The organism is Achromobacter sp. 1011811831, assembly GCF_059760905.1.
Window position 1 is genome coordinate 1 of the sequence record NZ_JCBANG010000055.1, and the last position, 13,072, is coordinate 13,072.

Annotated in this window: 10 protein-coding genes; 6 read left to right on the top strand and 4 right to left on the bottom strand. The window is 70.5% G+C overall.

The genetic code is table 11. The annotated features are described in order from the left end of the window. Together AC6LJ9_RS19515 and AC6LJ9_RS19520 are read right to left on the bottom strand one after the other, a co-directional pair. The coding region (locus AC6LJ9_RS19515; RefSeq protein WP_498148858.1) for an amino acid permease at positions 1–1,471 on the bottom strand (1,471 nt) is incomplete at its 3' end. A 234-nt stretch (positions 1,472–1,705) separates the two neighbouring features. Beyond that, positions 1,706–3,124 (bottom strand): aminotransferase-like domain-containing protein, encoded by a 1,419-nt coding sequence (locus AC6LJ9_RS19520; RefSeq protein ID WP_498148859.1) that lies wholly within the window; start codon positions 3,122–3,124, stop codon positions 1,706–1,708. 186 nt (positions 3,125–3,310) lie between these two features. On the opposite strand from AC6LJ9_RS19520, the gene AC6LJ9_RS19525 reads away from it, so the two are divergent. Continuing rightward, on the top strand, positions 3,311–4,963 hold the full coding sequence (locus AC6LJ9_RS19525; protein ID WP_498148860.1) for an ABC transporter substrate-binding protein: 1,653 nt from the start codon (positions 3,311–3,313) through the stop codon (positions 4,961–4,963). Positions 4,964–5,029: 66 nt separating this feature from the next. Beyond that, entirely contained in the window at positions 5,030–6,508 is a 1,479-nt protein-coding gene (locus AC6LJ9_RS19530) for a M81 family metallopeptidase (protein WP_498148861.1), read from the top strand. An 18-nt stretch (positions 6,509–6,526) separates the two neighbouring features. Here the strand turns inward: AC6LJ9_RS19530 and AC6LJ9_RS19535 are convergent, their stop codons facing one another. Beyond that, positions 6,527–7,438 (bottom strand): LysR family transcriptional regulator, encoded by a 912-nt coding sequence (locus AC6LJ9_RS19535; protein WP_498148862.1) that lies wholly within the window; start codon positions 7,436–7,438, stop codon positions 6,527–6,529. A 111-nt stretch (positions 7,439–7,549) separates the two neighbouring features. Here AC6LJ9_RS19535 and AC6LJ9_RS19540 point away from each other — a divergent pair, with 111 nt between their 5' ends. From AC6LJ9_RS19540 to AC6LJ9_RS19555, 4 genes are all read left to right on the top strand, one after another. Then, a complete protein-coding gene (locus tag AC6LJ9_RS19540; protein WP_498148863.1) occupies positions 7,550–8,962 on the top strand; it encodes a M20 family metallopeptidase in 1,413 nt (470 codons plus the stop codon). A 15-nt stretch (positions 8,963–8,977) separates the two neighbouring features. Further along, complete coding sequence (locus tag AC6LJ9_RS19545) at positions 8,978–9,958, top strand: Bug family tripartite tricarboxylate transporter substrate binding protein (RefSeq protein ID WP_498148864.1); 981 nt, start codon at positions 8,978–8,980, stop codon at positions 9,956–9,958. A gap of 188 nt (positions 9,959–10,146) precedes the next feature. Then, positions 10,147–11,784 carry a PepSY-associated TM helix domain-containing protein gene (locus tag AC6LJ9_RS19550; RefSeq protein ID WP_498148865.1) on the top strand — a complete coding sequence of 546 codons (1,638 nt, stop codon included), beginning with the start codon at positions 10,147–10,149 and terminating at the stop codon, positions 11,782–11,784. Further along, positions 11,771–12,121, top strand: a complete 351-nt coding sequence (locus tag AC6LJ9_RS19555; protein WP_498148866.1) for a DUF3325 domain-containing protein — start codon at positions 11,771–11,773, stop codon at positions 12,119–12,121. The genes AC6LJ9_RS19550 and AC6LJ9_RS19555 overlap by 14 nt, the downstream gene beginning before the upstream one ends. Positions 12,122–12,144: 23 nt before the next feature. Here AC6LJ9_RS19555 and AC6LJ9_RS19560 read toward each other — a convergent pair whose 3' ends face one another. Next, a complete protein-coding gene (locus AC6LJ9_RS19560) occupies positions 12,145–13,032 on the bottom strand; it encodes a LysR family transcriptional regulator (protein ID WP_498148867.1) in 888 nt (295 codons plus the stop codon). Between the last annotated feature and the right edge of the window lie 40 nt (positions 13,033–13,072).

The window sequence follows — 13,072 nt, forward strand, 5'->3', positions numbered from 1 at the left end:
TTTCTTTTTGGCCTCTGGGGGCCCGGGAATGTTTAAAAAGAACCCCCGCCGGCCCCCCCCCCCCCCCCCCCCCATGCCGCAACAGCCCGATCGCCACCACCGCCAGCGCCGCCGCGCCGGTGGACAGCACCACGGTCCGATATTCATCGACAAACACCATCGTCACCAGCGCTGCCACGATGAAGATGATCACGGCCCAGGTGAGCCACGGAAACAGCCACATGCTCACCAGCGGCACCTTGCCCTCGGCCCGCAGCTTGCCGCGCATGCGCAGCTGCGAGCAGGCGATCACCAGGTAGACCAGCATGGCGACCATGCCGGTGATGTTCATCAACGTGTCCAGCACGTCCTTGGGACGCAGGAAATCGACGAAATTGATCAGGGCCATGAACACCGCCACGGCGCAGGAGGCGATGACCGAATGCACCGGTATGCCGCTGCGCCCGCGCGTGCGCTGCAACATGGCCGGCGCATCGCCGCGCCGGGCCAGCGAGTACAGCATGCGCGAGGCCGTGTAGTGCGCCGACACCAGGCAGCTGCTGACGGACGTCAGCACCACAAAGTTCATCAGGAACTGCGCGCCCGGCACGCCCAGCAGCTCCAGCGTGCGCCGGTAGGCGCCGTAGCCCGGCTGGCCCAGCAGCGGATCATTCCACGGCACCAGCGCGGCGATCAGGAAAATCGAACCGATGTAGAACAGGCAGACCCGCCATACCACCGAGCGCGTGGCGCGGCTGATCTGCTGCGCCGGATTGGGCGATTCGGACGCGGCGATGGTGACGATCTCCACGCCCAGGAAGGCGAACATCACACCCAGCAGCGCCACCACCACCGCCTTGCCGCCGTTGGGCATGAAGCCGCCGTGCGCCGTCAGGTTGGCCATGCCCTGGGCCTCGCCCCAGGGCCACAGCCGCAGCACGGCCAGCGTGCCGACGACGATGAAGCAGACGATGGCCACGACCTTGATCAGCGCGAACCAGAACTCGGCCTCGCCGTAGTTCCTGACGTTGAAGAAGTTCAGCAGGATCAGCACCAGCGTGGCGCCCAGCGTGAACGCGTTGACCGACAGCAGCGGGAACCACTCGTGCAGGATGATGCCCGCGACATGGGCCTCCCAGGCCATCAGCAGCGCCCAGTAGCCCCAGTACAGCCAGCCGATGGTGAAGCCCGCCCAGCGGCCGATGGCCCGGTCGGCGTAGGTGGAGAACGAGCCGGTGTCGGGATTGGCGGTGGCCATCTCGCCCAGCATGCGCATGATGAACACCACCACGATGCCGCCGGCCAGGTAGGCCAGTACCGCCGCCGGCCCCGCCGAGTGCACGATGCTGCCCGAGCCGACGAAAAGGCTGCCGCCGATCACGCCGGCGATGGACATCATGGTGAGGTGACGCGTCTTCAGCGTGGCGCTGAGCGCGTTTTCCTTGCCGCCTTGCGGCGCGCCGGCGCCGCCCTGCTCGTGCTTGTCAGCCATGACTTGTCTCCTTGAGGCTGTATTGGACCCAGGCAGGCCCGCGTTCTTGTCCGGGCAACATAGCAGCGCCTCGCGACGCACGATGGAACCACTTGCATGCGGCGTATGGGACCATTGATCCGCTCTCTCGGACGACTTGGAACGAGCTTGCGCGAGACCTAGGACAAAGCGAAATTTCCCAATGGAAAAAAATCCAGCCCTGCGCTAGCGCCGCGAAGTTGGCACCCACCTGCGCTACGCTCCCGCCGCCGCCCCCGCCTCGCGCAGGAAGCGCCACAGCTCCGCATCCTGCGAGTACGCCACGTTCAAGCGCAGCCAGGGAAGATCCTGGCCATTGATGTCGAACAGCGAGCCCGGCGTCAGCCAGATGCCCGCGTCCGACGCCATCCTGGCCAGCGCGTCGGCGCCGCGCCCGGCCCAACGGCCGGCGGGTCGCGCCCACAGGAACAGGCCGGCTCGCGGCCGCGCGCAGATCTCGAAGCCGTGGTCGTCGAGCAGCGCCTCGACCTGCTCGTGCGCCCGCGCCAGCCGGTCGCGCAGGCGCGCGGCGTACGCCGCGTGGCGTCCTTCGAGCAGCACGTGGTGGACCAGGCGTTCCATGGTCTCGGGACCGGTCAGCCCGCTCATCATCTTGCTGCGCGCGCAGGCCCGCAGCAGCGCGTCGTCCGCCACCATGTAGCCGACCCGCAGCGACGGCGCGATGCTCTTGGAATAGCCGCCCAGGTAGATCACGCGCCGAGCGCCGTCCAGGCCCGCCAGCGTCGGCGTCCAGCGGGGCAGCAGCTCGCGCGCGACATCATCCTCGATGATGTGGAAATCATGGCGCGCGGCCAGCGCCAGCACCTCGGCGGCATTGGCCGCTTCCAGGCTCGCTCCCGTGGGGTTGTGCAGCGCGGTGTTGACGAACAGCAGCCTGGGCCGGTACAGCCGCGCCACGCGCTCCAGGGCCCGGCAGTCCAGCCCGCCGGCGCCGCGCGGCACCGGCACGACACGCACCTGGGCCAGGCGCAGGATCGGGAACAGATTGGCGTAACAGGGCTGCTCCACCGCCATGGTGTCGCCCGGACGCAGCAGCGTGCGCACGACGATGTCCAGCCCCTGTGTGACGCCCTGCGTCAGCAGGATCCGCCCCGCGTCGGCCGCGATGCCGCGCTCGCCCAACGTCGCCGCGATGTATTCACGCAATGGCGCGTAGCCTTGGGGATGCCCGTAGTGGGCCATGCGCCGCATCGGCTGGCGGCTGATATGCCGCAACGCGGCGCGCAGGCCGTCCTGGTTGAGCCAGTCGTCCGGCAGCCAGCCGCAGCCGGGACTCAGCCGCAAGGGGCTGTCGGCATGGGTTTCGCACAGGCGCCACTGCGTGTCCAGCGCGGCGGGCCGGGAGGCCGCCGGCGCGGCCTGCGACGGACGCGGGCGCGCGACGCGGTAGCCCAGCCTGGGCCGGGCCGTCAGCCAGCCATCCGAGGCCAGCCGGCCATAGGCGCGGGCGACGGTATGGGCGCTGACACGGTGCAGGCTGGCGAACGCGCGTATCGACGGCAGCATGGACCCGGGCGGCAGCGCCCGCTGCTCGATCGCCCGGCGCACCGCCGCGGCCACCTGTTCCACCAGCGTCGACGCGGCGGCGCCGCGCACGGGCTGGAATTCGATCAATGGTTCAGCCTCCATGCACGACCTGTACGGTTGCAATTTTTCCGACTATACAAGCGCCCTGGTTTGGCCTGGGGCGTGTATTTTCAAACCTTGCGGGCGTACCCAGAATGGGCCGCATGCCGCTGGCCACATGCCTTGCAGCACCGGTTTCTGCAGGCCGGGCGGCCAACCCTGACGGGAGCCCTCATGCGCCATCGCGACCAGCTTTGCCCCCCTGTGTCTTCCTGTACCGCCGGCATCGCGCGGGCCGCGCGGCCAGCCTGGACCGACGCGGCGCGCGCGCGGCTGGGAGCGGCGCTCCTGGCGCTGCTGCCGCTGGCCGCCGCCGCGCCCGCCTCGGCCGAGACCACGCTCAGGGCGGTGATGCATTCGCCGCTGCGCCTGACCGACCCGCACGCCACCACGGCCTACATCACCGCCTGGCACGGCTACATGATCTACGACACGCTGATCGCCGTGGACGAGGACAACAGGCTGCAACCGCAGATGCTGGAAAAATGGGACGTGTCCGAGGACGGCAAAACCTATACGCTGACCTTGCGCGAAGGCTTGACATGGCATGACGGCCAGCCCGTGACCGCCGAGGATTGCGTGGCCTCGATCCGGCGCTGGGCCGCCATCGACGCCATGGGCCAGAAGCTGCTCAAGTTCACCGAACGCATCGAGGCGCTGGACGCGCGCCGCCTGCGCTTCGTCATGACGCAACCGACCGATCTGGCGCTGCGCGCGCTGGCCAAGCCGTCCACGTCGGCGCCCTTCATCCTGCCCAGGCGCGTCGCCGAGCAGCCGCCCGGCAAGCCCATCACCGACATGACCGGTTCCGGCCCGTTCAAGCTCGTCGAGTTCAAGCCCGGCGTGAAAACGGTCTACGCCAGGAACGCCGCCTACGTGCCGCGCCAGGAACCCGCCAGCGGCCTGGCCGGCGGCAAGCGCGTCAAGGTGGACCGGGTCGAGTGGCTGGTGATGCCCGATCACCTGACCACCGCCAATGCCCTGACGAGCGCCGAGATCGACCTGGTCGAGCAGTTCCCCTACGACCTGCTGCCCATGCTGGAAGGCGATGCCGGCATCAAGGTGGAACCGGCCACGTCCAGCCCCGCCTATTCGCTGTACCGCTTCAACTTCCTGCATCCGCCGTTCAACGACAGGAAGATCCGCCAGGCCGCCATGCACGCCATCGGCCAGGAGGACGTGATGAAGGCGCTGGTCGGCAATCCCAGGTACTGGCGCACCTGCGCCTCGCTGTGGGGCTGCGGCACGCCGATGCAGGCGGATGCCGGCCAGGACATGGTGGTGCCCTCGAACATCGACAAGGCCCGCGCGCTACTGAAGGAAGCGGGCTACGACAACACGCCCGTGCTGATGCTGCATGCCACCGACGTGGCCTCGCTGTCGCCGCAGCCCGTGGTCATGGCCCAGGCGCTGCGCAAGGCCGGCTTCAACGTCACCCTGGCGGCCATGGACTGGCAGAGCGTGGCCTCGCGGCGCGCGTCCAGGGCGCTGCCGGCCGACGGCGGCTGGAGCATCCTGAACACCAACATGTACACCGCCGACCTGGCCGATCCGGTGCGCACGCCCATGGCCGCGGCCGATGGCGACAAGGCCTGGTACGGCTGGCCCGACTTTCCCCGGGTCGAGGCCCTGCGTGACCAGTACGCGCTAAGCTCGGACCCGGCCGAACAGAAGCAGATCGCCGCCGAGCTGCAGCGCGTGGCCATCGACGAAGGGCTGTACGTGCCGCTGGGACAAAGCACGCCGCTACGGGCGTATTCCAGCAAGCTATCCGGACTGCCGCTGGCGCCGGCTCCGGTATTCTGGGGTGTGAGCAAGGCGCCCTGAGCGCCGCGCCGCAACGGTCTTGCGCCCCCCCGGCAGCCCACTCCCCTTTCATCCACAGGAGGCAGCATGCGTTGGCTATTGGCAATGATCAAGCATGAGACGAACACGTTCTCGCCGGTCCCCACCCCGCTGGAGCGCTTCTTCCGCGGCAGCGCCGAACCCGTCTCCGGCGACGCGGCGGTGGCGCTGTACGACGGCACCAACAGCGGCCTGGCCGGCTACCTGGACGTGGCGCGCGAGACCGGCGCGGAGGTCACCATTCCCGTGGCCGCGGCCGCCTGGCCCAGCGGCCCGGCCACGGCCCAGACCTACCGGCAGCTGTGCCAGCCCGTGCTGGACGAGCTGGCGCGCGGCGGCTACGACGCGGTGCTGCTGGACCTGCACGGCGCCATGGTGACCAGCGACCTGGAAGACGCCGAAGGCGACCTGCTGCGCCGCATCCGCGAAATCGCGCCGGACATCCCGGTGGCGGTGACGCTGGACATGCACGCCAATCTGTACGACGACATGGTCAGGCACGCGACCGTGATATCCGGCTATCACACCTACCCTCACGTCGACATCCACGCCGCCGCCGTGCGCGCCGCGCGCATCGTGGCGCGCGCGCTCAAGGGCGAGATCCGGCCCGTGATGGCCTGGGGCAACCGGCCCATGCTGCCGCACGTGCTGCGCCAGGGCACCCATGCCGAGCCCAACCGGTCGCTGCAGGCGCGCTGCATCGAGCTGGAGACCGAGGGCCGGGCGCTGGCCGCGTCGGTGTTCGTGGGCTTTCCCCACGCCGACATCCGCGAGGCCGGCCTGAGCGCCGTGGTCTGTACCGACGCCAGCCCCGCGCAGGCCGAACAGCTGCGCGACGAACTGCTGGACCGCGCCTGGAAGACGCGCGCCGACTGGGTCTATCACTCCGAGACGCTGCAACCCTCGGTCGCCCGCGCGGCCGGCATCGAAGAAGGACCCGTCGTGCTGCTGGACCATTGCGACAACGCGGCCTCGGGCGGCTCGATGGACAACACCACGGTGCTGGCCGAGATCCTGCGCCAGGGACTGGACAACGTGGCCTTCTACGCCATCTATGATCCCGACGCCGCGCAACAGGCCGCCCGGGCCGGCGTGGGCCAGACCGTCACGCTCTCGCTGGGCGGCAAGATCCAGGCGCCCGCGCTGCGCCAGCCCAGCCTGCCGCTGGAGGTCACGGGCCGCGTCAAGCTGGTGTTCGACGGCCTGTACCGCAGCCGTGGCCCGATGGGGCGCGGCACGCTCAACGACACCGGGCTGACCGTGGTGATCGACACGGGCCGCGTCGAGATCGTCGTGATCTCCGGCCACCAGGAGCCCTACGACGTGAACTGCCTGCTGTCGGCCGGCATCGATCCGACGCAGAAGCGCTACCTGGCGCTCAAGAGCCGGATGCACTGGCGCGCGGGCTATGCCGACATGGCGACGGCCATCATCGAATGCGCCGGCAACGGCGTCACCACCTCGGACTACAGCCAGATCGAGTTCAAGCGCGTGCGCCGGCCGATCTATCCGCTGGATCCGATGTAGGTCCGGCGGGCCAGGGCCTCACCCTTCCCTGGCCCGCAGCCCCTGCTCCAGGCGCTGCCCGAGCAGATCCATGAACTCCCGCGCCAGTGCCGGCAGCGTGCGCCCCTGCAGCGTCTGCGCCTGCACGCTGCGCTGGCGCATTTCCGGATTGCTGAACGGCACGGCGGCCAGGCGCAGCGCGTCGAGCTGGCCGCCCACGGTCAGGTAGCCGGACAGGGCCACGATGTCGCTGCCGGCCAGCATGGGCAGGAAGGCGGCGGAATGATTGGATACATAGGCCGGCTCGATATGCAGCCCGGCATTGGCGCAGGCCGCGTCGAACAGCTGCCGCACGGTGGTGCCCTGGTCCCCCAGCGACAGCGGCAGCCGCGTCAGGTCGCGCACGCTGACGCCGCGGCGGCCGGCCAGCGCATGCCGGCGACACATCACCGCATAGACCGGCGCGCGGCACAGCACCTCGGTGGACAGGCGATCATCATGGGCCGTGGTGTAACGCAGTCCGATTTGCGAGAGGCCTTCCAGCAACAGGCGGCCCACCTCCTCGGGCCGCTCGACCCGCAGGTGAAAACGCGCCTGCGGGCGCAGGCGCTTGAACTCGGCCATGCACTGCGGCAGGAAGCGATGCGCGAAGCCCTCGGTGCAGGCCAGCCGCACGGTCACGTCGCCCAGCGCGCCGCGATGGCGGATCTCGGTGGCGACGCGCTCGGCCTCCAGCGCGGCGGCGCTGGCGTAGGCGGCCAGTTGCCGTCCGGCATCGCTGAGCGCCATGCCGCGCGCCTGGCGCTCGAACAGCGCGATGCCCAGCTCGTCCTCCAGCTTGGCGATCTGCCGGCTGACCGCCGAGGCTGCCACGTGCTGCGCGCCGGCGGCGGCCGCGATCGAGCCGCTGCGCGCGACTTCCAGGAAATACCTCAGGCCCAATGAAATCACGGCGGACTCCCAAGCATTGCCAAAATGGCATGTTTGAAATGCGAATTATCTAATTGTGGCACGCGAAGAAGCGTAATAACTTTGTGCCTCGCATCCGCAACGAGGACCATCGTGAATCGCCAGCAAGCCCTCATGCAGGCCGTCGCAGAGTACGACGACGGCACCCTCCAGGCCGACCTGGCCCGCCGCGTGGCGTTCCGGACCGAGAGCGAGGAAGCCGGCCAGGCGGCCGCGCAACACGCCTATCTGCGCGACGACATGGCGCCGCTGCTGGCCGGCCTGGGCTTTGCCTGTCGCATCCACGACAACCCGGCCGGCGCCGACCTGCCCATCCTGGTGGCGCGGCGCATCGAAGACCCGGCCCTGCCCACCGTGCTGCTGTATGGACACGGCGACGTGGTGCGCGGCAACGCGGCGCGCTGGGACGCCGGCCGCGACCCCTGGACGCTGCGCGTCGAGGGCGACCGTTGGTACGGGCGCGGCACCGCCGACAACAAGGGCCAGCACAGCATCAACCTGGCCGCGCTGCGCCAGGCCATCGTCGCGCGCGGCGGCAGGCTGGGCTTCAACGCCGTCTGGCTGATCGAGACCGGGGAGGAAGCCGGCTCGCCCGGCCTGGCCGCCTTCTGCGCGGCCCGGCGCGACGAGCTGGCGGCCGATGTCTTCCTGGCCAGCGACGGCCCGCGCCTGCACGCCGAGCGGCCCACGCTGTTCATGGGCTCGCGCGGCGCGGTGAATTTCGAGCTGTCGCTGCGCGCGCGCGAGCGCGGCTACCACTCGGGCAATTGGGGCGGGCTGCTGTCCAACCCCGCCATCGTGCTGGCGCACGCCATCGCCACCCTGGTGGACGCGCGCGGTCGCATCACGGTGCCCGGCCTGCGTCCGCCTCCCATCCCGCTGGCGGTGGCGCAAGCCCTGGCCGAGCTGGACGTGGGCGGCGGCGCGGATGACCCCGCCATCGACGCGCACTGGGGCGAGCCCGGCCTGTCCGCCTCGGAAAAGGTGTTCGGCTGGAACAGCCTGGACGTGCTGACCTTCGGCGCCGGCGATCCGGCCAAGCCGGTCAACGCCATCCCGCCCGAGGCCTCGGCCTGGTGCCAGCTGCGCTTCGTGGTCGGCACGGACTGGCGCGCGCTGGAAACCCATGTGCGCGAACACCTGCGCCAGGCCGGCTTCGGCGAGGTCCGCATCCGCCTGGGCGCGCAGGCCGGCGCCACCCGGCTGTCCCCGGACAACGCCTGGGTCCGCTGGGCCGCGGCCTCGATCGAGCGCAGCACCGGCAAGCGGCCCGCGCTGCTGCCCAACCTGGGCGGCTCGCTGCCCAACGACATCTTCGCCGACCTGCTGGGCCTGCCCACGATCTGGGTGCCCCACTCGTACCCGGCCTGCGCGCAGCATGCGCCCAACGAGCACCTGCTGGGCAGCGTCGCCCGCGAGGGCCTGGCCATCATGGCCGGCCTGTTCTGGGACCTGGGCGACCAGGGACCGGCCTTGCGCGACGCCGCCGCGACCCTCCGACCCTGACGCCGAGACCACCCCATGTCCATCAAGACCCGCGCCGCCGCAACCGCTCTGGCCCTGGCCGCCGCCGCTTGCGGCGCGACGGCGCACGCCGCCTATCCCGAACAGCCGATCAAGATCGTCGTGCCCTTCACGCCGGGCGGCGCGACCGACTCGGTGGCGCGCCTGCTTGCCAGCAAGCTCGCCGGCAAGCTGGGCCAGCCCGTCATCATCGAAAACCGTCCCGGCGCGTCCACCGTGATCGGCGCCGAGGTCGTGGCGCGCGCGCGACCCGACGGCTACACGCTGATGGTGTCGGGCAGCACCACCTATTCCGTGCTGCCCGCGCTCAAGACCGACCTGCCCTACGATCCGCTGCGCAGCTACGAACACATCGCCATCGTCTCGCTGGCGCCGCTGGTGCTGCTGGCGCGCAAGGACCTGCCCGCGACCACGGCCGGCGAAGCGGCCGAGCTGGCCCGCAAGCAGACCGGCAAGGGCGAGCTGATGTACGGCACCTTCGGTCCGGGTTCCGCCCCCCACCTGGCCGGCGAGATGTATGCCGAGGCCGCCGGCGCCAGGATGACGCCGGTCCCGTACAAGGGCAGCGCGCCGCTGGTGACCGCGCTGATCGGCGGCGAGGTCGCGCTGGGCGTGGACACCGTGGCGTCGGCCGCGCCCCATGCCAAGGCCGGCAAGGTGCGCGCGCTGGCCGTCACCGGCGCGCATCGCTCGCCGCAGCTGCCGGACGTGCCGACCTTCGCCGAGGCCGGCCTGCCCACGGTGTCCATGGTCGGCTGGTACGGCCTGGTGGCTCCGGCAAGGACGCCCGCGCCGGTGCTGGACACGCTGGGCCGCGCGGTCGAGGAAGTCATGCGCGACCCGCAGGTGCGCAAGTCCATCGAGGACATGGCGATGGAGCCGGTGTTCATGCCGGGCCCGGCCTTCCGCGACCGGATTTCCAGCGAAGTGGCCACCTTCGGTGCCGTCGGCAAGCGCGCCGGCATCACGCTGGACTGACGCCGCCCGCGCCTGTCTTCTCCCTCCTCTTGGAACTTGGGCGGCTCGGGGCTTCCTTGTTCGGTAATAAGAATTACAATCATTAATTCGTTACCGAACAAGCAGCCGGAACCCGGCGCCCGGCGCAGGCTCGCGGCCGCGTCCACAACAACAAGAGGTCCCCCCTGAAATCCGGTTTCCGCCTTTCGATGGCCTGGCTGCACACCTGGGCCGGCCTGTGGTTTTCCTGGCTGCTGTACGCCGTGTTCCTGACCGGCACGCTGGCCGTGTTCTCCGAAGCCATCTCGCACTGGATGAACCCGGAACACGCCATCGAGGAAGCGCGGACCGCGCAGCGCGAAGCGCCCACGGTCGATCGAAGCCGCCGGCTCGACGTGGCCGTGCAGTACATGAGCCGCAACCATGCCGGCGCGAACATGTGGGAAATCTGGCCGGTCAACCGCCACCACGACAACGGACTGGTGGCCTACTGGTTCGACCAGAATCACGAGTACGCCGACGCCGAACTGGATCCCGACACCGGCGAGCCGCTGCCCGAGGAACACCACGGCGAGGGACGGCAGACGGCCGGCGGCGCGCACTTCGTCAACTTCCACTACACCCTGCACAGCCCCGGCATCGGGCTGTGGATCGTGGCCCTGGCCGGCATGGCCATGCTGGTGGCGCTGGTGTCGGGCATCATCACCCACAAGCGCATCTTCAAGGACTTTTTCACCTTCCGTTCCGGCAAGGGGCAGCGTTCCTGGCTGGACGCGCACAACGCGGCCGCGGTGCTGACGCTGCCCTTCCAGTTCATGATCGCCTACACGGGCATCGTCATCTCCAGCCTCACGCTGATGCCGGCCCCCATCGCGGGGGTCTACGGCACGGGGCCGGACGCCCAGCGCCAGTACCTGGCCGAATACACCGGCGATACGCCGCCGGCGCGCACCGGCCAGACCCTGGCCGTGCCGGCGCTGGAGCCCATCGTGGCGCGGGCCGAGAAGCTGATCGGCCAGGAAGCGCGCGCCATCGTCATCACCCATCCGGAAGACGGCGCCATGCGCATCGGCGTGTACGGCTGGAACGAAGACGCCGAAACGCGTTCGCGCATCAGCAGCACCACCGGCATGGCCGAGTATTCCGGCGCCACCGGCGAGCTGCTGCGCTCGCGCCCGGCCGGCGGCGTGGCGGGCGGCGCGCCATCGCTGCTGCAGCAGGCCATGAGCGACCTGCACATGGTGAAGTTCGGCGGGCTGGCGATGAAGTGGCTGTACTTCGTCTGCGGCCTGGCGGGCGCGGCCATGATGGGCACCGGCGCGGTGCTGTTCATGGTCAAGCGTCGCACCAGGATGGGCGACGAGTTCGGCGCCGCCACCGCGCGCATGTACCGACTGATCGAAGGCCTGAACGTGGCCGCGCTGGCGGGCCTGGGCATCGCCTGCATCGCCTATTTCTGGGCCAACCGCCTGCTGCCGGTGACGCTGGAACAGCGCGCCGCCTGGGAGATCCGCGCCTTCTTCGGCGCCTGGGCGCTGGCGCTGCTGCATGCCTGGCTGTGCAGCCCGCGCCGCGCCTGGCTCATCCAGCTCTCGCTGCTGGCCGCGCTGTGCCTGCTGCTGCCGGCGCTGTCGCCGCTGGCGGTGGGCGACCACCTGGCGGCGCAGATCGCGCGCGACGATTGGGAAAGCGCCGGCGTCGAGCTGGCCACGCTGGCCTTCGGCATGCTGGCGGCCTGGGGCGCATGGCGCGTCGCCCGGCGCAAGCCCGCCGCCGCCCGTCCGGCGCGCGGCGCAACGCCCGCCGCGCCCGCCTCCATCCAGGAGGTCTCCCATGAGCATGCATGACGCCCTGGGCATCCTGCTCGCGCTGCTGACGTCCTACGCCGGCATGGCCTGCCTGAGCCTGGCGATGCCGCGCCATTTCGATCAGGTATGGCATCGCGATCCCTCGGCCAGCCATGCGCGCGCGCTGCGCGCCGCCGGCGTGCTGCTGCTGGCCCTGGCGCTGCTGCCCTGCGTGGCGCTGTGGGGCAACACCGTCGGCGTGGTCGCCTGGCTGGGCTGGCTGTCGGCCGGCGCCCTGCTGTGGGTCGGCATGCTGTCCTGGGCGCCACGCCCGGCCGCCGGCACCGCCGCGCTGGCCGTGGCGATCTCGCTTGCGGGCGTGGGCATCGGTTTCTAGCGAAACCTGCCCGCGCGCGGGCATCAGGACGCCGCGAATCCGGCCAGCACCTCCAGCACGGCGGCCGCCGCCGCGCCCGGCTCGGGCGCGCCGCGATAGGCCAGCGCCATCGGCCGCCTGAGCGGCGGCGACAGCGCGCGCCATCGCACGTCCGTGTTTCGCGTGTCCTCCACCTCGGCCAACGGCAGGATGGCCGCGCTCTGGCTGGCCGCCGCCAGGCCCTTCAACGCGCCCGGATAGCTCAGGGCCAGGAACGGCCTCGGATTGAAGCCCGCCTGGCCGAACCAGGACGCGATCAGGCCGTGCATCTGCGTGCCCGGCGCGAAGCAGGCCCAGCGCCGCGTCGACAGCCATTCGGGCGTGACAGCCTCGGGCGCTTCCCATGACGCGGGCAACAGCGCGACCATCTCGTCGTCGCGCCAGGGCACGACGGCCACCTGGGCCGTGGCGGGCTGCGGACTGGCGACGATGGCCACGTCCAGCGTGCCGCCCTGCAACCGCAACATCGCCTCGGCCGAACCCACCGCTTCCAGCTTCACGTCCACGCCGGGCGCGCGCCGGCCCAAGGCCTCCAGCACGAGCGGCAGCAGGCGGATGCCGACGCCGGCCGACACGCCCACCTTCACCACTCCCACGCTGCCGGCGGCGCGGCGGCGCACGATGTCCACGAGATCATCGCTGGCGGCCAGCAGCTTGCGTCCTTCCTCGACCAGCGCCTGGCCCGCCGCCGTCAGTCCCGCCTGGCGCCGGCCGCGCAGCACCAGCGGAACCTGCATGCGCGCCTCCAGTTCCTTGATGTGCAGGCTGATCGTGGGCGGCGCCAGATGCAGCGCCTGCGACGCCGCCGCGAAGGTGCCCAGGTCGGCGATCGCGATCAGGGTCTGGATCTGATCCAGGTTCAGGTTACGCATCAGTTTTCCTGACGATTGAGGTCAGTTCATTCAACTTTAC